20 protein-coding genes and 3 pseudogenes are annotated in these 20,470 nt (G+C 65.1%); 16 read left to right on the top strand and 7 right to left on the bottom strand.

Annotated elements, in window-relative coordinates; translation table 11 throughout:
- The first annotated feature begins 1,026 nt into the window (after window positions 1-1,026).
- The 5 genes from LKE06_RS18055 to LKE06_RS18035 all read left to right on the top strand — a co-directional run bounded on the left by LKE06_RS18055 (window position 1,027) and on the right by LKE06_RS18035 (window position 6,249).
- Window positions 1,027-1,980: an Rv1678 family membrane protein gene (locus tag LKE06_RS18055; protein WP_228000421.1), complete on the top strand. Its 954-nt coding sequence runs from the start codon at window positions 1,027-1,029 to the stop codon at window positions 1,978-1,980.
- A gap of 42 nt (window positions 1,981-2,022) precedes the next feature.
- Window positions 2,023-3,159, top strand: a complete 1,137-nt coding sequence (gene fadE16 / locus LKE06_RS18050; RefSeq protein ID WP_228000420.1) for an Rv1679 family acyl-CoA dehydrogenase — start codon at window positions 2,023-2,025, stop codon at window positions 3,157-3,159.
- Window positions 3,160-3,174: 15 nt separating this feature from the next.
- A complete protein-coding gene (locus LKE06_RS18045) occupies window positions 3,175-3,987 on the top strand; it encodes an Rv1680 family SBP-like protein (protein WP_228000419.1) in 813 nt (270 codons plus the stop codon).
- Window positions 3,981-4,979: an Rv1681 family radical SAM protein gene (locus tag LKE06_RS18040; protein WP_228000418.1), complete on the top strand. Its 999-nt coding sequence runs from the start codon at window positions 3,981-3,983 to the stop codon at window positions 4,977-4,979. The genes LKE06_RS18045 and LKE06_RS18040 overlap by 7 nt, the downstream gene beginning before the upstream one ends.
- A 208-nt stretch (window positions 4,980-5,187) precedes the next feature.
- The gene (locus tag LKE06_RS18035) at window positions 5,188-6,249 is read left to right on the top strand and encodes an NAD-dependent epimerase/dehydratase family protein (protein ID WP_228000417.1); all 1,062 of its coding nucleotides are present in this window, start codon (window positions 5,188-5,190) and stop codon (window positions 6,247-6,249) included.
- A gap of 109 nt (window positions 6,250-6,358) precedes the next feature.
- On the opposite strand, the pseudogene LKE06_RS18030 reads toward LKE06_RS18035, so the two are convergent.
- Window positions 6,359-6,478, bottom strand: a pseudogene (locus LKE06_RS18030) (DNA-binding response regulator); the annotation flags it as partial.
- Between the two features lie 5 nt (window positions 6,479-6,483).
- Window positions 6,484-7,860, bottom strand: coding sequence for a hypothetical protein (locus LKE06_RS18025; protein ID WP_372477377.1), 1,377 nt, complete (start codon window positions 7,858-7,860; stop codon window positions 6,484-6,486).
- A gap of 80 nt (window positions 7,861-7,940) precedes the next feature.
- On the opposite strand from LKE06_RS18025, the gene LKE06_RS18020 reads away from it, so the two are divergent.
- On the top strand, window positions 7,941-8,612 hold the full coding sequence (locus LKE06_RS18020; protein WP_228000415.1) for a glycosyltransferase family 2 protein: 672 nt from the start codon (window positions 7,941-7,943) through the stop codon (window positions 8,610-8,612).
- Window positions 8,609-9,298, top strand: coding sequence for a TIGR04282 family arsenosugar biosynthesis glycosyltransferase (locus LKE06_RS18015; RefSeq protein ID WP_228000414.1), 690 nt, complete (start codon window positions 8,609-8,611; stop codon window positions 9,296-9,298). Before LKE06_RS18020 ends, LKE06_RS18015 begins: the two co-directional genes overlap by 4 nt.
- A gap of 345 nt (window positions 9,299-9,643) precedes the next feature.
- Here LKE06_RS18015 and LKE06_RS18010 read toward each other — a convergent pair whose 3' ends face one another.
- Entirely contained in the window at window positions 9,644-9,814 is a 171-nt protein-coding gene (locus tag LKE06_RS18010) for a hypothetical protein (protein WP_228000413.1), read from the bottom strand.
- Window positions 9,811-10,062 carry a hypothetical protein gene (locus LKE06_RS18005; protein ID WP_228000412.1) on the bottom strand — a complete coding sequence of 84 codons (252 nt, stop codon included), beginning with the start codon at window positions 10,060-10,062 and terminating at the stop codon, window positions 9,811-9,813. The genes LKE06_RS18010 and LKE06_RS18005 overlap by 4 nt, the downstream gene beginning before the upstream one ends.
- A gap of 279 nt (window positions 10,063-10,341) precedes the next feature.
- On the opposite strand from LKE06_RS18005, the gene LKE06_RS18000 reads away from it, so the two are divergent.
- The 9 genes and pseudogenes from LKE06_RS18000 to LKE06_RS17965 form a co-directional block, all read left to right on the top strand.
- A complete protein-coding gene (locus tag LKE06_RS18000) occupies window positions 10,342-11,574 on the top strand; it encodes a helix-turn-helix domain-containing protein (RefSeq protein ID WP_228000411.1) in 1,233 nt (410 codons plus the stop codon).
- Window positions 11,575-11,644: 70 nt separating this feature from the next.
- The gene (locus LKE06_RS33245) at window positions 11,645-12,196 is read left to right on the top strand and encodes a hypothetical protein (RefSeq protein ID WP_372477376.1); all 552 of its coding nucleotides are present in this window, start codon (window positions 11,645-11,647) and stop codon (window positions 12,194-12,196) included.
- Window positions 12,197-12,527: 331 nt separating this feature from the next.
- Window positions 12,528-13,013: a DUF420 domain-containing protein gene (locus tag LKE06_RS17990; protein ID WP_228000409.1), complete on the top strand. Its 486-nt coding sequence runs from the start codon at window positions 12,528-12,530 to the stop codon at window positions 13,011-13,013.
- A gap of 243 nt (window positions 13,014-13,256) precedes the next feature.
- Window positions 13,257-13,436 (top strand): hypothetical protein, encoded by a 180-nt coding sequence (locus LKE06_RS17985; RefSeq protein WP_228000408.1) that lies wholly within the window; start codon window positions 13,257-13,259, stop codon window positions 13,434-13,436.
- Between the two features lie 311 nt (window positions 13,437-13,747).
- The gene (locus tag LKE06_RS32930; RefSeq protein ID WP_308188381.1) at window positions 13,748-14,233 is read left to right on the top strand and encodes an FAD-dependent monooxygenase; all 486 of its coding nucleotides are present in this window, start codon (window positions 13,748-13,750) and stop codon (window positions 14,231-14,233) included.
- A pseudogene (locus LKE06_RS33240) lies at window positions 14,121-14,348 on the top strand (oxygenase); the annotation flags it as partial. The gene LKE06_RS32930 and the pseudogene LKE06_RS33240, both read left to right, overlap by 113 nt.
- A 31-nt stretch (window positions 14,349-14,379) precedes the next feature.
- Window positions 14,380-14,601, top strand: coding sequence for a hypothetical protein (locus tag LKE06_RS17975; RefSeq protein ID WP_228000407.1), 222 nt, complete (start codon window positions 14,380-14,382; stop codon window positions 14,599-14,601).
- Between the two features lie 705 nt (window positions 14,602-15,306).
- Complete coding sequence (gene ltrA, locus LKE06_RS17970) at window positions 15,307-17,244, top strand: group II intron reverse transcriptase/maturase (RefSeq protein ID WP_228000406.1); 1,938 nt, start codon at window positions 15,307-15,309, stop codon at window positions 17,242-17,244.
- Window positions 17,245-17,382: 138 nt separating this feature from the next.
- A pseudogene (locus tag LKE06_RS17965) lies at window positions 17,383-17,556 on the top strand (NAD(P)(+) transhydrogenase (Re/Si-specific) subunit beta); the annotation flags it as partial.
- Window positions 17,557-17,696: 140 nt separating this feature from the next.
- Here the strand turns inward: LKE06_RS17965 and LKE06_RS17960 are convergent.
- The 3 genes from LKE06_RS17960 to LKE06_RS17950 all read right to left on the bottom strand — a co-directional run bounded on the left by LKE06_RS17960 (window position 17,697) and on the right by LKE06_RS17950 (window position 20,327).
- Window positions 17,697-18,809, bottom strand: coding sequence for a Ca2+-dependent phosphoinositide-specific phospholipase C (locus tag LKE06_RS17960; protein WP_228000405.1), 1,113 nt, complete (start codon window positions 18,807-18,809; stop codon window positions 17,697-17,699).
- A 359-nt stretch (window positions 18,810-19,168) separates the two neighbouring features.
- Complete coding sequence (locus LKE06_RS17955) at window positions 19,169-19,435, bottom strand: hypothetical protein (RefSeq protein ID WP_228000404.1); 267 nt, start codon at window positions 19,433-19,435, stop codon at window positions 19,169-19,171.
- Between the two features lie 7 nt (window positions 19,436-19,442).
- Window positions 19,443-20,327, bottom strand: coding sequence for an SGNH/GDSL hydrolase family protein (locus tag LKE06_RS17950; RefSeq protein WP_228000403.1), 885 nt, complete (start codon window positions 20,325-20,327; stop codon window positions 19,443-19,445).
- Window positions 20,328-20,470 lie beyond the last annotated feature (143 nt).

Here is a 20,470-nt window from a genome sequence, read left to right as displayed (position 1 = left end):
GCTGCGTGGAAATGCTTGTGCGGCAAAATGTTCGATTTGAGACAGATGATTTGTCGAAACGTCTTGCGCCCGATGCGCTCTGGGAACTGATCGGCCGCTACTGTCCAGCTTCAGGGGCGGTACCGTGCCAACTGATCAGCGGGCAGTGTGCACCGCAGTGGTGTTGGTGCTGACCAGCCTCTATTGTGAGATTCGTCGAACCATCCGCAGAAGGAGCTCCAAGACCTTTAACGCGTCAGCGCGTCGGCGCGGATCTGGGTGCAACACGCCGATCAGGGTGGTGAAGCCGACGCACACCACATATGCCACAACCGCGAGGCAGAAAATTTATCCGACGGGCTCCGCAGCGGCGGTGACTACAGCACCCACGTCATCCGAGCTCTTCTTCGTAGTCGCTCGCCAAAGACATAAGGTGACCTCGATAACGATCTGTTGACCATTTATGTCGAGCCTCTCCATATTCGTGGCGCATCAGTGTTAACGCCCGATATGTCGTGTTTATTGAACTACCAATGATTCAACTCCTCATCGCTGACGTGGTGCTCATGACTATTCCAGATCAGCTCGAGCCGATCGGGAACAGTGTTCCACCCTCCTTTCAAAATGCGATTCGAGAAACGGCTAGTTGTTGTGGGTCATGACGTTGGTGACGCTGGGAGGGGTGTGAGCTGAGGGGCGGGTCTTTCAGCGGCAGGATGATCGATCCCATCGAGACTCGCTTGGCCCTGCTGCGCATCGCCGCGCCGGATCGGCTGACCAAATCCGGGCAGAACTCGACGACCGCCACCCGATACCTGTGAGCGGCCCGCCGAGCGGTCACCGACGGCTTGATCGGCATCGCCGAGAAGCCCCGCTGGACACACCGGGAGGTCGTCGGTCCGCGACCGGGACGGGCCAGATGTACCGACCGTGCCGACTCTGGTAGGCACTCGAGATGCCGATCTGGCGGTCCGGAACGGATGACGAAACTGTGACGGCATCACCGGATTCTCCACACCCCCGCGTGCGAACGCCGACACTGATCCCATGGCTGCGTTCGGTCGACGCGCGTTCGATCTCGTGACATCGACGGCTGCGCCGCCGCCGGAAGTCGGCGCGGCGGCGGTTTCGGGGCTGCGGATCGTGGCGGGCCTGTTGTGGCTGTACAACGTGGTCTGGAAGCAGCCGCCGGACTTCGGGCGCAGCGGTAACAGCGGGCTCTACCACTTCACCGTTCTAGGGACCGAGCATCCGGTGTTCGGGCCGTATACATGGCTGGTGAATCATGTGGTCCTGCCGAACTTCACGGCGTTCGGCTGGACGGTGCTTGTCGTGGAGACGGTGCTGGCTGTGTTGCTGCTGACCGGAACGGCGGTGCGCATCGCGGCGTTGATCGGTGTCGGGCAATCGCTCGCGATCGGGCTGTCGGTGGCCGAGGCGCCGGGAGAGTGGCCGTGGTCCTACATCATGCTGGTGGGAATCCATCTCGTTCTGCTGTTGACGGCGTCGGGCCGGTACGCCGCCGTCGACGCGGTCCGCGCCGCGGCATCACGGCCCGCGGGGGGATCGATCGCTGTGCGGCTGCTGCTCGGGTGGGCGGTAGCCCTGGCCCTGGTCGGAATCATCGGTGGTACGGCCTGCATCGTCAACGGCGATTCCGCCGCGCGGGGCGCGCTCGTCGGAATCGCGGGCCTCGAGATTTCACTCGGCAACTACAACGTACGCGGCGCGCTCACCCTGATCGTCGTGGCGACGCTGATGCTTGTCGGGGCGCTGCGACGCATGCCAGCCCTAACGCTGGCCGGCGCCGCGATCGCGACCGCCGCGGCCATATCCATCTATCTGCAACTGACGCGGGCAGAGGTCTGGCTGGGCGGCACCAACACGAGTGCCGCGGTTTTCCTGTGCGCCGCGGTGGTCTGTGCCGCCTGCTCGAACCGCATTTCACACTACAGCCCTCGGGAGCGTCGGCCCGGTCAGAGAGGTGAGGCAGGTACCTGAGGTGACCGGCAAGCGTTGAGCACGGCACGTTCCGAACCGCTCATGACAGGGGAAATTGTGGACATATCGCAAGCCTTGAAACAGGTCCTCGAGGTCGCCGCCGAACATGCCGAGCGCGTCGACACCGAGGGGGTCTTTCCCGCCGAGGCCGTCGCCGCGCTGCGCCACAGCGGTCTACTGGGGTTGGTGCTGCCAGCGGAGGTCGGCGGTATGGGCGCCGGGCCCGTCGAGTTCACCGACGTAGTCGCCGAACTCGCCGCGACCTGTGGATCGACGGCGATGATCTATCTGATGCACACCGCCGCGGCGGTCACCGTCGCGGCCGCACCACCGCCATGTATGCCGGAGTTGCTGCCCGCCATGGCAAGTGGGGACTCGTTAGGGACCCTGGCGTTCAGTGAGAAGGGGTCGCGTTCGCATTTCTGGGCACCTGTCTCGACCGCAGTAGCGGCCGGTGATGCCGTCAAGGTCCGTGCGGAGAAGAGCTGGGTCACCTCGGCCGATTACGCCGACGTGTACGTCGTGTCCGCAGGATCGACTTCCGGTGTGCCCGGGGAGGTCGACCTCTATGCGATAGCTGCTGGAACGCCGGGACTCGCCGTGGCGGGCACGTTCTCCGGTCTCGGTTTGCGGGGCAACGCGTCGTCACCGATGACGATCGACGTGTCGCTGCCATCGGAGAGCCGAATCGGGGCCGAGGCAGCCGGATTCGGGGTGATGATGGAGACCGTGCTGCCGTGGTTCAACCTCGGCAACGCCGCCGTATCCCTTGGACTCGCCGTGAGCGCGAACTCGGCCGCGGTCACGCACGTCGGCACCGCCCGACTCGAACATCTCGACCAGGCGCTGAACGCGTTGCCGACCATCCGCGCGCAGATCGCCAAGATGGGCATCGCGCTCGCAGCGCAGCGAGCGTATCTGCGTGCCGCAGCCGAAAGCGTCAGTTCCCCGGATGACACCACGATGACGCATGTACTCGGGGTCAAGGCGTCCGCGAACGACGCGGCCCTCGCGATCACCGAATCGGCGATGCGGGTGTGTGGCGGCGCGGCGTTCTCCAAACACCTGCCGATCGAGCGGGCTTTCCGCGACGCCAGAGCGGGTTCGGTCATGGCCCCGACCGCGGACGCACTCTACGACTTCTACGGCAAGGCCGTCACCGGCCTACCACTGTTCTAGGACAAGGGAACTCGAATGAGCGAGCCGCTGATTGTCGGGGCCGTTGCCTACACACCGAACGTGGTTCCCATCTGGGAAGGCATCCGCGAATATTTTCGCGGATCCGATGGCGACATGGACTTCGTCCTCTACTCGAACTACGGCATGCTCGTGCGGTCACTGCTCGCCGGGCACATCGACATCGCGTGGAACACCAACCTGGCCTACGTCCGCACGGTCATGCAAACCGACGGAAAATGCGTCGCCCTCGCCCAGCGCGACACCGACGTCGGCTTCACCACTGTGTTCGTTGCAAGGACAGGTAGCGGGCTGCACGGCGCACAGGCGATCGCCGGACAACGTTTGGCGCTCGGGTCAGCGGATTCCGCCCATGCGGCGATCTTGCCGCTGCACTATCTGCAGAATGCCGGCGTGCCGCCGTCGGACCTGGCGATCATCCGGTTCGACAGCGATATCGGCAAGCACGGCGACACCGGAGCGAGCGAACTCGACGCGGTCGCCGCGGTGCTGGCCGGCGACGCGGATGTCGCAGCGATCGGGATCACCACGTGGAACGCGATGGGGCGCGAGGAGCTGATGCCTGGCGCGCTGGAACAGGTGTGGGAAACCGACGAGTACTGCCATTGCATGTTCACCGCACTCGACACGCTGCCCGGCGAGCGTTCCACACCGTGGTTGGACACGCTCCTCGCTATGAACTGGAACATTCCCGAGCACCGCAAGATCCTCGAGCTCGAGGGCCTGCGGCGATGGGTGCGACCCCACCTCGACGGCTACCAACCCCTGTTCGCCGCGGTCGAAGAACAGGGGGTCGACCCGCGATGGTGATCCTCGCACTGATGCGCCTCATCGGCACCCTCGCCGACGGCGCCACCGGTGAAGTACGAGTGCGATCCCACGAGGAACGCGCGCTCGCCGAACTTTGGTGCGCGCGCAACGGAAACAGCGTGGTCCGCGTCGACGTGGACGATGCAGGACGCGGCGTGCTGGTGGTGCGCCGCGGGCACCCGCCGGATCCTCGCGAGGACCTGGGAGCCGACCGAATGCCAGGGGCGCGGCTGTGGCTGTACACCAACTTTCACTGCAACCTGGCGTGCGACTACTGCTGTGCCGGATCGTCACCGCAGACCCCGCGCCGTGAGTTGGGCGCCGACCGAATCGCCCGTCTGGTGGCCGAGTCCGCCGACTGGGGCGTTCGGGAAATCTTCCTCACCGGCGGTGAGCCGTTCCTACTCCCCGACATCGCCACCATCGTAGCGACGTGCACCACGGCGCTGCCGACAACGGTGCTCACCAACGGGATGGTGTTCAAGGGCCGGGGACTCGCTGCCCTGAAATCCATGCCGCGCAACAGTTTCACCTTGCAGATCAGCCTCGATTCCGCCACCCCGGACATCCACGATTCACACCGCGGTGCGGGCAGTTGGACCAAGGCCGTCGCTGGGATCCGGTTGGCGCTTTCGCTCGGATTCCGGGTGCGGGTCGCAGCCACCATCGCCGCACCGGTTCCCGGTGCACTCACCGAGCTGCACGAATTCCTCGACGGACTCGGCATCGCCCGTGCGGATCAGGTAATCCGCCCGGTGGCACGCCAAGGCGCCGCCGCCAAGGGGGTGATTCTGACCCGCGAATCGCTGGTCCCCGAGATCACTGTCACCGCCGAAGGAATCTACTGGCACCCGGTCGCCGCCACCGACGAGCACGCCCTCGTCACCCGCCGGATCGAGCCGCTCACCCCAGCGCTACAGGAAATTTCACGGCTCTTCGCCGAACAATGGGCCAACGCCACCTCCGCGGCAGCGCTGTTTCCTTGCGCATGAGGTTGCGCCCATCCGGCTAGCGTTGAGATGTCAGCGGAGTGCGAGACCGACCGAACGACACCATACCGTGACGAAAGTCTGACGGTGCGGCGTGGACGACGCGGGATATCGCGCTGGTGGGGCACGATCGCGGTATGACCGCAACTCCGATTCGAAACTCGACACCACTTGAAGGAATTGCCGCATCTGCCCTCGACATTGTGCGCGGATGAGCCGGATACTGCTGACCGGCGCGGCCGGGTTCATCGGATCGCATGTGCACAATGCATTGATTGCCGCAGGTCATGAGGTGGTCGCAGTAGACGTGATGTTGTCCGCCGCGCATGGCCCCGCTGCACCAGTACCCGAAGGTGTGCACCGAGTCGACGTTCGCGACGGCCCGGCGCTCGATCACTTGTTGACCGGGATCGATGTGGTGTGTCATCAGGCGGCCGTCGTCGGCGCGGGTGTCAGCGCTCAGGATGCTCCCGCCTATGCGAGTCACAACGATTTCGGGACCGCTGTGTTACTGGCGGCGATGGATCGGGCGCGGTGTCGGCGTCTGGTTCTGGCCTCGTCGATGGTGGTCTACGGTGAGGGTTGCTACCGCGGCGAACGATGCGGCCGCGCCGACGTTGGAACCAGGCGCCGGGAGGACCTCGACCGGGGGATGTTCGAGCACCGGGATCCCGCCACCGGCGAGAGCCTCACGTGGGATTCGGTACCCGAAGATGCTCCGCTTCGGCCTCGAAGCCTCTACGCGGCAAGTAAACTCGCGCAGGAGAACTACGCACGGGCGTGGGCGTCCGCGACGGGCTCCGGTGTCACCGCTCTGAGGTATCACAATGTCTACGGTGACGACATGCCCCGGGACACACCCTATTCCGGTGTCGCGGCGATCTTCCGATCGGCGCTGGAGGCGGGGCGGCCGCCGCAGGTGTTCGAAGACGGCGGTCAGACCAGGGATTTCATCCATGTCCACGATATCGCCGCAGCGAACGTCGCGGCTGTGGAGCAGCCGTTGCCCGATTTCGTTCCGCTCAACATCGCCTCGGGTCGACCGATCACCATCGGAGAAGTCGCCTCCATTCTGGCAGCCGCTCGCGGCGGCCCTGCCCCGGAGGTGACCGGCCGCTACCGGCCCGGGGATGTGCGGCACATCGTCGCCGACCCGGAACGGGCCGGACATGCTATTGGGTTCACCGCGCAGGTTGATCCGGTCGCGGGCCTCTCGAAGTTCGCGTTCGCGCCGCTGCGATCCGCCGCGGCCACCGGCGCGCCGCTGGTGTGAATCGGGCCCCCGATCGATACGGACCTCAGTGGCCGTTGAGTGGGAGCCGAACCTCGAAACGGCAACCCTGTTCCCGATTTTCGACGGCGTCCCTGCCGTCGGTGTCGTCCAGGGCGGCCAATGTCGCAGTACCGTCAGCGGTTTCGCGTACGGTCAGCCCGTCGCGTTCGAGATAGCGGCGCACCACGTCCCGGACCACCGGATCGTCGTCAGCGATGAGTATGCACATCCCGCTCACCAATTCGTCAAGATCATATGGGCCAGCAGCAGCGTGCCGGCCGCCTGCACCGCCAGCCAGCCGCGTGCGGCGGCGCGGGGCAGGAACGCGGTTGCTGCGAGTAGCCACATATCGAACGGCAACCAGATCCGTTCGGTCTCCGCCTTGCTCAGCCCGCTGATGTCTGCCGCCAGGATCGCGCACAAACCCGCAGTCACGAGCAACGATGTCGGATCGAAAGACCGCAACCGGTGCCGTGCTAGCGCACGGTGCACTGCGGGCGCGGCCGCCAGACCTACCGCGCAGAGCGTTGCCGCGAGGTTGGCCCACACCCAGTAGACATAGGGTCGTTCGGCGGCGATGCCCTGGTAGTAGCGGTCCATGACCAGGTGGTAGCCGTCCAGCCACCAGAATCCTGCGAGGGTGAACCCCGCCGCCACGGCCAGCGCGCCAAGGATCGCGGGCACCAGGGGGCGCACCGTGCGCCCCGCGACCAGCACGGCCGCAGCGGGTATCGCCATCAATACGAGACCGTAGCTGAGGTAAACACCGACGCCGAGCACGGCCCCACCCGCCACGGCCGCGACCGGACTGCCGCCGGGGCGGCAGGCGATCGCCAATAGCGCCACCCCCCAAGCGGTGACCCCGGCGAACATGGCATCCGCCGACACCGCCACCCACACTGCGGCAGGGGCGAGCACCAGGAACGGAAGTGCAGCCCGCGCCTTGTCTTCGGCGCCGAGCGCTCGCAGCGCGACCGCCACCGCGACCACCGCACTGCATCCGATGAGCATGCAGGCCGCACCCGCCCACACACCTCCGCGAAGACCTGCCCGGTCCAGCAGCACGAAGACCATCAGAGCGCCGGGGGGATGCCCGGAGACATGAGCGGTCCAGGAATCCGGTTGGAAGTCGAGGATCCGACCGGAAAATCCGCGCAGCATAGCGGGAATGTCGGTTACTCCGCCGACTTCGTGCAGGTACTCATGTGGGTCGGTCAGCCGACCCGCGAACCCACGCTGCCAGCCGTCGACCATGGCCAACGAGAAGGCCCAGACGACCGCTGCGACCCAAGCCGCGGCCAGCAGCCTCCGCCAACGCAGGCGTTCGGCCACCGCTGGGCCGTGCATCACGACCACCGCTGCGGCCGCGATGGCGGGCACGGTCCCCCACCCGGTGTGCGGCAGCCAGTTGCCGAAGATCGGTGCGGCACCTGCGTACAACGTCCCCCGCCACTGTTCGCCGGCGATTCGCGGGACCACGAATGCCGCAGCGACCACCGTGGCGGCGAGCCCCGCGCCGACGATGTCGCCACGAGTGAGGACACGCGGTCTGGTCGCGGCTTCGGTTACGTCATCCACGGTCACACGGTAGGTCAGCGAGTCGGCTGTCACCGCTGTTCCAGCGCTGATGTCACGGTTTCGTCATAGCTTTTCGCACCCTACGGCGGCGGCGAAGGCTTAGCGTCTGAGGAGTGACAAAAGCCCAGGTAGATCCGGACGGCGTGACTGTGGTGATCCCGTGCCAAGACGAAGCTGATGCGTTGCCGAGCGTGCTCGCGGCCATCCCCATCGGGTACCACGCCTTGGTCGTCGACAACGGTTCCGCCGACGCCACCGCCTCGGTGGCGCGCCTCGGTGGCGCACGAGTGATCAGGGAGGAGCGGCCCGGATACGGAGCCGCCGTTCAGGCGGGAATTGCGGCCGCGCACACCGATTTGGTCGCCGTGCTGGACGGTGATGGATCGATGGATCCGAGGGAACTGCCCGGCTTGGTCGACCTGGTGCGCGGCGGCGTCGATCTTGCCGTCGGGCGGCGACGACCGACTTCCTCGAGCGCGTGGCCGTGGCACGCGCGGCTGGGAAACTGGCTCGTCGCCGGTCGGCTCCGTCGCAGATACGGACTGCCTGTGCACGACATCGCCGCAATGCGGGTCGCCAGGCGCGCGACGATGCTGTCGCTGGGACCGTTGCACAACCGGTCGGGCTACCCGCTCGAGCTGCTCGTCGGCGCAGCAGGTGAGGGTTGGCTCGTCGTGGAGCGCGACATCACTTACCGTCCGCGCGCTGGTGGTGTATCGAAGGTTTCCGGCTCCTGGGTAGGAACGCTGCGCGCCACACGAGATTTTCTGGGGCTGCTGCGATGACGTGCCAGGCTGTCGGTTCCGATACGACTCTGCTGGTGATCGCCAAAGCTCCCATCGCCGGATTCGCCAAGACCAGGCTGACGCCGCCCCTGACACCGCGCGAAGCGGCGCGCGTCGCCGCGGCAGCACTGTGGGACACGCTCCACTCCGTGCTGCGCACCGAGGTGACCCACCGTATTGTGGCGTTCACCGGAGATCTCCGGGTCGCCGAGTGCGGCAGCGAGTTGGCCCGGTTGCTCGAGCGATTCGAGGTGATCGCGCAACGTGGTGCCGACTTCGGCGCGCGTCTGGCTAACGCACACGCCGACGCTGCGCGCTTCGGGGCGCCGGTCCTGCAGATCGGCATGGACACCCCGCAAATCGGTCCCGACGTACTGACCCACGCGGCACACAGCATGGACTCCGACGACGTCGCGCTGCTCGGCCCGGCAGATGACGGCGGCTGGTGGGCACTCGGGCTGCCCTCACCCCAGCCCGCGCGTTTGCTCTGCGACGTCCCGATGTCCACCGACAGGACCGGCGAACTGACCCGAAAGGCGCTGCACCGGTGTGGCTTTCGAGTGCAGACGCTGCCGCGGTTCAACGACGTCGACACCTTCGGCGACGCCGTACAGGTCGCGACCATCTCCGGTGGCCGCTTCGCCGCAGTGCTCGGCGAGATCAGTGCTCGGCTGGCAATACAGTGAACGACAAGGGTTCACCGGGCGCTGAGCATCTCTCTCGTTCACCTGTTGCTGCGACGGCCCCACCCTGGATCTGGGCTGCGGGCCCGGCCGATTGGTGGTGAAGGCCACCGCCATCGGGGAGATGTCCACACCGAGCGCGATGACGCCCCGTGAGGTGATCCTTCCACCGTGACAACCGAAGTCGTCACAGATCAGGAGTCAACCGAACCGGGGGCAGTCCCATCACACGGACGCCGATCCACGGGCACGGCCCGGTCAAGTTCTGAATGTTGCTGTCGTGGGGTTTGGTGTAGTGGGCGCCGCGAATAACCCAGCGCGTCAACACGTCCCGTGTGACTACCGCGCTCACCGGGCGGCCTCGACGTTGAGCCGCCGCAGTCCCGCGGCGACACGTTCCATCGTGTCGATGTCGATGTCGGGCACCGTGCGGTTGTCCGCACTGATCTGGCCATCGGTCACGGCCTGGTAGGTCTGGTCGTCGTCGTGCCCGTCGAGGTGGGCAAGCTCGCCGATCATCCGAGGTTCTTCGAGTTGCGGGGGTCGGGCACAATCCGCCCAGCCTCGACGAGGACTCGGTGCGCGGCTCGCTTGCGGGCGCAAGTGTCGACCCCGCACGAGGCGTGCCGCTGCATGGCATAGGCGGCGGCGTCCGGCGTGAACGGCCGGTCGGGTGCCTCATGTGGCCACGCGAGCGGCAGTACAGCGCGACCGAGTAGGTCGTCGTCAGTGGCGATGAGTGCCGCTATTTCTGGTGATGCGGCCATTGGCTACCCCCTGGGGTGAAGTGGCTCGCCCCGGCGCCGGTGACTCAAGGTCCGACCGGCGCCGCGGCGTAGGTGAATCGTGCTCGCCGTCATGCGCCGCAGTGGGTAGCCTCGCCCCACCCTGCGGGTAGGGAGAATCTCCCTACCTCGCCGTTTGCGATATCGCCACGCGCACAACGTAGTTATGCTGACGGGACCTCTTCGCGGAGGACATCGCCCCCGGCCGACGGGTCGGGGGTATTCGCGAAGAAGGTCAACCCGCGAAGAAGGCAGGCAGACATGCCGACTCCTGATGAAAACGCCTCTCGCGCGATTGGCGAGCGCATCCAGAACATCCGCACGCGCACCGGCAAGACGCGCGAGGTCGTCGCCGGTCTCGTTGGCCGGTCCGAGGATTGGCTGCGCGACGTCGAGCGCGGTCGCCTAAAGAACCCACCGACGCTCGAGATACTGCTGCGCATAGGGCAAGCTCTCGGCGTGCGCGACCTGACCGAGATCACCGGCGAGCACGAGCTGCTCGTCGGCATCGCCCGCCGTGCTGGGCATCCCGCAGTACCTGCCATCCGCGAGGCGATCGAATCCGTCAACCTCACGCCGTCGCCGTCGCCGTCGCCGGTCGACCCGGCGGAGCTGTTCGCCCGTGTCGAGCGGGCGTGGCGGCTGTGGCACACCTCGGCGACGCCGAGGGCTGATGCTGGCGCGATGCTGCCCGAACTCATCCGTGACGGTCGCCGAGCGCTACGCACCCTCAACGGGAAGGAGCGCCGGACAGCAGCGGCGGCGCTGTCCGGCGCCTATGCACTGTCCGAGCAGGTGCTTGCATGGGTCGCCGATGCGCCGCTGCTGTGGCTCGCCGCCGACCGGTGCATGTCGGCGGCCGAAATCGCTGATGACCCCGTCACCCTTGCCGCGGCAAGCTGGGTACTCGGCAACGTTTGGCGCTCGACGAACCGCGAGGACGACGCTTACCAGCTGACACAGGACGCGGTCGCCCTACTCGAGCCGCGCCTCGACGGCAATCAGGCGGCGCAATCGCTGTGGGGCGCGTGCCACCTGCACGGCGCGATCACGGTCGCGAAACTCGGCCGCGAGGGCGACGCGCTGCGGGGCGTAGATCAGGCAATGGGAATGGCTCGGGCGCTCCCGACCGGCTCGGCGCACCCGTGGACCCTGTTCGGCGTCGCGAATGCCGAGTTGACTGCGGTCTCGGTCATGGTCGAGTTGCGCAAGTCGGGCGGTGCGCTCGAGGCGGCGAGCATCGTCGATCCCGACGCCGTCCCAAGCGTCGACCGGCGAGCGCGACTGTGGCTCGAGCTGTCCCGCGCCTACGCGCAGCAAAAGGACTGGCTCGGCACGTTGGGCGCACTGCGCACCGGTGCCTCGGTTTCCGAGGAGTCCATGCGATGCCACCCGCTGGCGCGGTCGCTGGCGGCCGAGTTGGTGACGCACGGCGGGAAGATCACCGAACGTGAATCGAGGGCGCTCGCCGGTCGGCTCGGCGTGACGGCGTAGGTCTGTGGACGCCTCCACAAACGGCGCTATTCTCGCCCTACCAATCCCGATAAATCCCGACCAAATCCCGATGAATCCCGTGGTCGTGTGGTGTGAGCTGGGGTGTTACGGCGGTTCAAGTCCCCTCCGGACACAAGCATTACATCCCGAGCGTGGGCCGGAATCCTCGTCAATGACCAGAACAACGTGTCACGTGGCCATCACCAAGAACCCGAACCGCGGCACGTTCTCCTACAACTCGGGAACCCGTGGCGTGGACCTGAACTGGCGGACCGCCTGGAACCAGCCCGGTATCGACGCCGCCAGCGCATCTTCGACAAGATCAACGCCAAGGATGGCACCGTTTACCGGACCGACTTGTTCGGCCCCACCAAGGCCTGGGGTGACATCGACCCGTTCGTCACGATCACCGCGCTGGCGGAACGCAATATCGAGACCATTATCGCGACCGACTTCCGCTGAGCGGGAACTCGAGCACCGGGGAGGACTGGCCGGAGGCTCTGCCCTGACGCGACGCCGGTTCGGCGTGCGGCTCCGGCCCGGGGCAGCCTTCGATTCGCTGACCGGATTGATCCTTGGGCTGAATGCGTTCGCCCCAAGGATGCGGTCCAGAAGATCGTGAGGCCCCGGGACGCGCCCGGATGCCGTATCAAACGGATGTCCAGTTCGCCGGTGTCGTTACGTATGCCGTCGATGCGAGCTACCTCGATGAAGCCGTGCCGTGGACAGAACCGTTGCGCTGCGGCATTGACTGGGAACATCCACAGCCGCAAATCTATTCGGCCGCCGATTCGGTCAACAGCTGGGCGGTGATATCGATCGAAAGTTGTACGCGGAAGCCTTCTTTCGGACAAATAAGGTTGCTCAAAGGTTCGATGTGCTGTTCTTGGCCGTCACCGAGGATTGTGTTTCGTCAGGTGATCTTGCTTCACTGCCGACTTCGGAGGTAACCATTGGACAAGTTCGCGGGAATCGATGGCTTCCTCGGGACCAGGGCTTCACTGATGATCGACGTGCTGATTCTGATCATGGTCGTTGTTGTCGTGGCACTTGCTTGGAGTGTCTGGCAGGTGAAGTACCGGAGTCGGTACCAGCTGCACAAGTTCGTTCAGGTGCCGCTGGGGATCTCCTTGCTGGCAGTGGTCGTGATCTTCGAACTGGATATTCGGCTCAACGGATGGCAGGACCGTGCCGCCGGTGTCGTGGGCGGAACGGTGCCCACGGCGGTATGGATCGCGCTCGGCATCCATTTGGCTTGCGCGATCAGCTCATTGTTGTTGTGGCCGGTAGTGATTGTGCGGGCGGTCCGATCGTTCGGCTCTTCGCCGAAGCCGGGTCCGCACAGTAGTTGGCACAAGCCATGGGCGAGAGTCGCCGCGACGGACATGGTCTTGACAGCTATCACCGGGTGGGTGTTCTACGTGGTCGCCTTCGTGTGAAGAGTTCAGGACGCCATGACTGGCGCTAGAAAAACCATCCCGCGACATCGACAGTGAACTGGACCAAACGGAGTCGGTACCGCGCTGCGGTCTGCGCTGGGAGACCGCCGAACGAACCCGTCGTCGATCGATGGCTGCGCGGTGGGGCGGAGGGGCCGTCATAGTCCGAGCAACGGAAAGCCTCGTACATGGCGAAGGGCCCCAGCAGATTTGACGCAGCACAGAGCAGAGAAGGAGGCGCTGGTGAATACCGGCGAGCGCTGTCATGCCCGATCCCGATCGGGCGGCATGGCGGGTACGAAAGACGCGCAAGCTGCACCACTGGGCGGTCGAGATTCCGGCCGTCCCTTCGATGACGTGTTCAACCTCGTCCATCACCCGGATTTCCTCGCCGTCCGCTCGGCCATCGACACACCGGCCTAGCGAGTTCCGACCGGTATCCGAATTCCGGGTCGTCGCGGTGCGCGTCGTACAACGCGTTGGCTCGATATGCCTCGGTTCCTCGGCGGTGATGACTGGCTTCGGCGTACTTTGCCGCGATGCAGAACAACCGGCCCGGTTCGATCTGATGGTGAACTACGCCGGCCCCGACGACATCACCGCCACCGCCGGGGGCCTGCCGACACCGAGCGGCAGCGGTTCTCGATCCACCGTATGGCACGCCTGCTGGGCGTGTCGGCGTCGAGTTACTACGCGCATGTGAAACGTTCTGCGGCAACCGGTCCGGTCGCATCTTGTTGGCCGGCGACGCTGCCCACATCCACAGCCCGATCGGCGGGCAGGGCATGAACACCGGAATCGGTGATGCCGAGAACCTCACGTGGAAACTGGCCTTGATCGTCGGCGGTCGCGCGGACGCGGGGCTGCTCGAACCTACACCGCCGAGCGTCGTCCACTGGCCACCGCGGTGCTCCGCACCACCACCAACAACACGAAAATCCTTGTCGGCGAAGGTGTTTTGGCGCGTTCGTTCGGAACCGGATCTTCATCCCGCTGCTCGGCTCCCCGAAGGTGCGGCAGAAAGCGACGCGCACCGCGTCGCAGCTCTGGGTCACCTATCGGAAAGGGCCGCCGGGCAACCGCCGAGGGCCCGTACCCCGGCCCGGGGATCGCATACCCGACCGCGAATGTGCGCGCCTCGACGACAGCTCAACCTGGTTGTATGTCGAACTGCAACCCGCATGGGTCGTCCTCGCTCACCCCGACACGTCCACCGCTGAGTTGGCGAGCATGGCCGTGAAGCATCTCGGCTCGAATGTCACCGTGTTGACCGACTCGGCAGCTACAGATCCGGCATTGCTTATCCGTCCCGACGGGCACCTCGCCTGGCGCGGCGAGGACCCCGGCGTGCTGTACAAGTGGTTCGTTGACACGCGCCGCCGGCGTCCTCTCACCAACCGCCGAACTCGACATCCTGCTCGACATGCTCAACGGCGCGATCATCCACCACCTGCTGCTGGAACCCGCCCGATCCCACGCAACCGAAGGTCCGCAACCGTCAGACCTGACCGCATACCTGCGCAGCCTGCTGCGCCAGACCGGCTTCGCGCTCCCCGGCACTACCGGCCGATCGGATCCCGCGAAATAGCCCCGCTGGGCTCACCCCGCCTTCAGACTCGGGGAAGCGCACCCGACCGAATGTACGTTGGGCATCGTCTGACGCCACCTGACGATGCGAAATCACCGCCACTTACCGCTGCGAGTCAGTGCGACACGAAGTCGCACGAGTTGAGTGAACCAGCTGAACAGGAGGGTCGAGTGATCGACAGCATGGTTCTGGGCTAGTGCCCGCTGCCCGTCCCCACTTCGACGTGCGTCGCGGGTAACTGCGGGGTGCGGAGCTCGAAGGAGAAGCCCAAGGGCACCCGTTCCATCTGGGGGCTACAGGCAAGGGGAAGACCGGACGGATGAATGTAAATGAACCCTCGATAACACCTCGTTAAGCGTATCTCCGCAGATGGGAAGCAGTAGCGGAGGAAAGGGCCTGTCGCCGAAAAGCGGTACTGGCGACTGGAAGTGACTCGCCGGTCGTGTGGGCACCAGGGCCCCGGGGGAGAGAGGGCATCCACCCCGGTCGTATCTCGCTCGTGCGGAACGTGGAAACCCCGTCGGGGTCCGGCACCGTCTCGAAAGGTGTGGGTAGGCCGACCGTAAGGAGAGCGGAACTCTCCGGCGGGAACAGGATGGCCCAACAAGCGAACGGCGGCATGCCGAAAGGCAACGGGAAACCAGCGGCAAGACGACTGCTCCTCCCGCAGTCGCCGCGTATAACCGGCCGCATACGGAACCCTGCGTGTTCCGGCACGAAAGTGCGCTGACGTGGGCCGGGTGGGCCTTTGACGAATCAGACACCGAGGCAGCGGAACTGAAGGACAAGTTGGACACCACACCACAACAGGCGACGACCGCGATAGCGGTCGCTGCCGTCGACGAGGGTGTGGTGAACGGACCGGAGGGCTTCGACTGGGACGCCGTCAGATGGCGGCGCACCGAGAACGAGGTACGCAGGCTGAGGCAACGAATCTTCAAGGCGTCGCTGGCAGGGGACCTCAAACAGGTCCGTAATTTGCAGAAGCTGATGCTCCGCAGCCGGGCCAACACACTGGTCAGCGTGCGCCAGGTCGCGGAGCGCAACACTGGCCGCAAGACCGCGGGCATCGATGGTCGGCTCGCGCTGACCGCTGAGTCACGCGCGAAGCTGGTGCTGGATCTGCAGCATCACGCCAAGCCGTGGCAGGCGCTGCCGGTCAGGCGGGTGTACATACCGAAGAAGGGCGGAAAGCTACGCCCACTGGGGATTCCGGTGCTGATCGACCGCGCGCAGCGAGCGCGGGTTCGCAATGCGCTCGAGCCTGAGTGGGAGGCCCGGTTCGAACCGCGTTCCTACGGGTTCCGGCCGGGCCGGTCGTGCCACGACGCGATCGTCGCTATCCAGTTGACGCTCCAAGGCGCTGGTTGCCAACGAGTTTGGGTGCTCGACGCGGATCTGGCAGCGGCCTTCGATCGAATCGACCATGATCACCTCCTCGACCAGATCGGCCAGTTCCCGGCGCGGGAACAGGTCCGGGAATGGTTGAAAGCGGGGGTGATGGACAAGGGCCGATACTCCCCGACCGAGGAGGGAACTCCACAAGGCGGGGTCATCAGTCCATTGCTGCTCAACGTCGCACTCCACGGGATGGAGACCGCTGTCGGCGTCCGGTATCGCAACAGCGACACCGGCAATGCCGGCGGGCGGCACGCATCTCCGGTGATGGTCCGTTATGCCGATGATTTCGTGGCCATGTGTCACAGTCGCGAGCAGGCGGACCAGATCCGGCAGCGGCTCGAACAGTGGCTTGCACCAAGGGGTTTGGCGTTCAACGAGGCGAAAACACGAATCGTGCATGCCTCGGAGGGCTTCGACTTCCTGGGATACAACGTCCGCCGCTATCACACGCAGCGCGGCGGCAAGCTGCTGATCAAGCCGAGCAGGGAGTCGATCAAAAAGATGCAGCAGCGGCTGACCGCCGAGATGCGGTCCCTTCGCGGGGCCGGTCCGGCGGATATCGCCCGGCGGCTCAACCCGATCATCCGAGGGTGGGCTGCCTATCACCGGCCAGTGGTGGCCAGTGAGGCATTTGCCAAGCTGGACAACCACTTATGGCCGCTGACCTACCGGTGGGCAATCCGTCGCCACCCTCTCGAATCGAGGAGCTGGGTGGCCTCCCGGTATTTCGGTCGGTTCAACACGTCTCGGCAGGATCGGTGGGTTTTCGGCGACCGCGTCAGCGGCGCCTACGTCCATCGGTTCGCCTGGACGAAGATCGTTCGGCATGCGCTGGTCACCGGTTGGGCGTCTCCAGACGACCCGGCATTGACCGAATATTGGTCCGATCGGAGACGTAAGCGACAACCTCCACCGCTGGCACCGTCCACCATGCTCCGCATCAAGGCGCAGCACGGACGATGCCCGCTCTGCGGGGAGTACTTGCTGTTTGCCGACCATGAACCCCAATCCCCCAGCCAGTGGGAACAGTGGTTCACCACGATCGGCGCGGCGGTGAAGCGTCATCTCATCGTCGCCGGACCGGTCGACCAGCCGAACGAGTACTACCGCCTAGTGCACGCCCACTGCCAGCGTCGACAACCAGCCAACGCCAGCATGGACACAGACAGCATCAGCAACGCCAGCACGCCCCAGCGGCCTGCTCGAGCCGGTTGCGAGGAAATCTCGCATGGCCGGTTCTGAGGGGGCGGGAGTTCAGTAATGGACTCCCGCTACCCGACCAGGGTTTCCTTGACAATCACGCTCGGGTTGCGGTGGGTCGGAAGCGTTTTCGACCCATTCTCTGGACAGCGCGTCCTGCCGAAGGACCACCTTGATGGAACAGATGTTTTCGGTGTCGTCATCGGCGCCAACGATGTCACTAACCCCGCCGCTCACGAGGACTCGTCGAGTCCGATCTACGGCATGCCGATCCTCAACGTCGACCAGACCTCCATTCTGTTCGGCGATGCGAAGAAGATGGCTTCCGAGGTCACTGAGGAACTCGAGGCTCTCCAGGCTCGAGTGGCCCGGTCGCTGCATCATTGGTCCACGCTGCGCCACGACCAACAGCAATCTCCACACGGGCACATGTCGGCACTCCGATACGCTGCCCTCGAACCAGAAATCTAATAGCGAATTTCCGGCGCAGGACACTAACCGGGCGGTATACGCAGAAACGCGGGGTTCTCGATGTCCTGCGACTTGCAACTCGCGGGCGCATTCACAGGATTGCACCGAGCCGGCGTTCCGCCAGGGATCTGAACGGCGTAGTCGTTCTTCAGCCTCGGGTCCGGTTCTGGGTAGTCCGTGTTGATGAACTGGGCGCCGGACGCGAAGGCAGCCTCCCGGGGGGTCGTATCGTTTCTTCGCGCTTCGACGGTGTTCGCATCTGCTCGGGTGCGAACCAGATAGCCTGCCTCGACCAGTTGACGGATTCGGCCAGCATCCTTGATCGGATCTTCAGCAAGCACCACTGCGGCATCTGGATTGCCTGGTTTCGAGGCGGGGAACAGGACTCGCCCGGACAGGCTGCCGTCCGGGCGTATGTAGTCGAGACGGTGTCGGTCTCCCACAAGACAGTTGCAGTTCACGAACATGAACTTTCCTCGAGACTCCGCAAGAGTCGGCCACTGCTGATCCAGCACGGCAGCCTCCAGGGTTGGATAGTCGCCCTTCACGTCATCTGGCGTGATGATTTTATCGTCAGGGAAAACGGATCGAATCTCCGCATCCAGCTCGTCGTAGTCGGCAGGTCCCCACTGTGGCATCGGAGGATGCTGATACGTGCGAAGAGCGTCCGTATCCTTGATCTCGACGAAGATGGTGATCGGTAGGTGACCCGGGTTCTCGGTTGACCACTGCTGGAGTTCATCGAGGCACGAGGTGAACCTCACACAACTGGTCTGCTGGTCAACCTGCGGGACGTGAAAAACCTTGAGTCCAGGCTCATTCCACTCCGGATCGACCATGCGTGTCGGGGCTCCGACCTCTGCAAGCATCGGCTTCTCGGTGAAATTGCCACCCTGCGGGTCAGCGTAGACGTCGAGTGCAAGCTGTCGCACTCCGAGTCGACTCAGTTGCTCGGTCAGAGATTTGTGTCCGTAGTCGAGACCGGCGGTGATCTCCTCGATAGCGACCTCTCCTCCCAAGTTTTCCGCCAACGACGGAGGAAGGCCCTCTGGAATCAACCCGGTCTTATAGGCATTGTGAGTACCCATGACCTGCATCTGATTCAGGCGCAGCGCGCGGTCGAGCGGGTACAGCACACCGGCGTTCGCCGCGGGGGCTATGACTGACGACAAGGCAGTGAGCACTGCGATTGGGGCGACCCAACGCAGTCGCGATTGTTTCCTGGACATTCTCACGGGGGACACTCTCCTGGTGGTCGAGCAAAAATCTGAGGGCCAGTCGTTGCCTATTCAAGGTTTTGGACGGCCATGCGGGAGCGCATTGCGAAGGGGCGCGGTCACGGGCTGCGGCGGTCGAGGCGGCACCAGCCGGATTGATCGGCTGGACCCAGACGTTACAAAATGTGAATACTGGAGTCCGATATGGCAAACAGGCCTGAACGCGCCGCACCCGCCGAATCAAGTGGGAGTTCCCGGCCAGTCCGGCTCGGCGCGGGTCATTCGGCGAACACCCGCTTGATCGAGAACATCCCTCCGGAGAGGAACTGTCCGTCACCGATCGGGGTGATCATGCCGCCGAAGAGGTTCCATCTGCGGCTGTCGTCCGGGAAGGGCCATCGAGCAACGATCTTGCCGGTCGCCCAGTCGATACCGACGTACTCGTATCGGTCTTCTTGCTTACTGGCCGCATAGAGCAGGCCGGTCGGAGCCGAGACCGATGGAACCGGGCCGCAACGAGTGGTTTCGCGACCCGCACCGATCACCGGATCGTTACGCGCCCAGGATTTCGAGTACTCGGCGTGTCTGGTAATCCGCGCCCAGCTGGGTGGGATGCATGGGAACGGCGGGCCCGGCGGGATGGCTGGAGTATGGGATCAGACCCTCCACCCAGCGGACGTCCGGCGGCTGACAGGCATCATGACCGACGCTGCCAGTGTAGGTGTCGACGAAGTCGACGCCGGACTCGGCGGCGATCCGGGCGAGCATGCCATGTATTTCGAAGAGCTTGTCGCCCAGCCAGATCGCGTCGCCGTCGGAAATGGGGATACGCGGGAAACAGCTGCCACCGCTGACGCCCTGCAAGTAGTCCAGCAGCAGGATGCGGGCGTGTGGTGCGCGTTGCCGGATTCCGCTGATGGCGTCGCGAATTCGGCCGGCGGCGGTCTCGATGGCGGCCGACATGCGGTCGCCGTCCGGTGTGACCTGGGCGTCCTTGCACGGGGTGGCGGCGGGATCGATGGTCAGACAGGAGAACGCGGTCGCGGACAGTCCGGCGTCATTGCCGCCGATCCCAAGGGTCACGAGATCGGTTGTGGGCGTGAGCCTGTCGAACTGTGGCGCATTGACGCCGTCGCTGACCCCCTGCGGGGCGGTCATATTCGCGGTGACGGCGGAGCCGCAGGTGGCGTCGCGGAACACCGGGACCGACAGCGCGGCAGCCACCTGCTTCGGGTAGTTGCGGGCGCTCTGCACACAACCGCCGGGCGCGAACTCGTCGGTGATCTGGCTGAACGTGGCATCGGCGGACCACGAATCTCCGAGGGCCACATACTCTTTGTAGTGCGGCTCGGCGGCGGTCGCGAAGGCCGGGCAGACCAGCGACGTGACCGCCGCCGTGACCGCGGCGGCCAGGACCACTCGTGTGGTGTCGAACAATCTCTATTTCCTTTCGAAATATCCCGACCCGATGACAGTTGGACAATGATCCGGTGCGACCCAACGCAGTCGCGGTTGTTTCCGGAACGTTCTCACGGGATTCTACTGGTGGTCGAACAGCATCTGCGGAATCAGATGGGAGT

Origin of the sequence: Nocardia australiensis (genome assembly GCF_020733705.1) — a bacterium.
In the GTDB taxonomy this organism is placed as follows: Bacteria; Actinomycetota; Actinomycetes; order Mycobacteriales; family Mycobacteriaceae; genus Nocardia; species Nocardia australiensis.
The sequence above is the reverse complement of the archived record's forward strand: the minus strand, read 5'-3'. Positions and strand labels throughout refer to the sequence as shown.

Bases quoted from the DNA above. Each gene is read 5' to 3' on its own strand.
- LKE06_RS18055 (WP_228000421.1), top strand. From the start codon at position 1,027: ATGGCTGCGTTCGGTCGACGCGCGTTCGATCTCGTGACATCGACGGCT.
- fadE16 (WP_228000420.1), top strand. From the start codon at position 2,023: ATGACAGGGGAAATTGTGGACATATCGCAAGCCTTGAAACAGGTCCTC.
- LKE06_RS18045 (WP_228000419.1), top strand. From the start codon at position 3,175: ATGAGCGAGCCGCTGATTGTCGGGGCCGTTGCCTACACACCGAACGTG.
- LKE06_RS18040 (WP_228000418.1), top strand. From the start codon at position 3,981: ATGGTGATCCTCGCACTGATGCGCCTCATCGGCACCCTCGCCGACGGC.
- LKE06_RS18035 (WP_228000417.1), top strand. From the start codon at position 5,188: ATGAGCCGGATACTGCTGACCGGCGCGGCCGGGTTCATCGGATCGCAT.
- LKE06_RS18015 (WP_228000414.1), top strand. From the start codon at position 8,609: ATGACGTGCCAGGCTGTCGGTTCCGATACGACTCTGCTGGTGATCGCC.
- LKE06_RS18010 (WP_228000413.1), bottom strand. From the start codon at position 9,814: ATGATCGGCGAGCTTGCCCACCTCGACGGGCACGACGACGACCAGACC.
- LKE06_RS18005 (WP_228000412.1), bottom strand. From the start codon at position 10,062: ATGGCCGCATCACCAGAAATAGCGGCACTCATCGCCACTGACGACGAC.
- LKE06_RS18000 (WP_228000411.1), top strand. From the start codon at position 10,342: ATGCCGACTCCTGATGAAAACGCCTCTCGCGCGATTGGCGAGCGCATC.
- LKE06_RS33245 (WP_372477376.1), top strand. From the start codon at position 11,645: ATGAATCCCGTGGTCGTGTGGTGTGAGCTGGGGTGTTACGGCGGTTCA.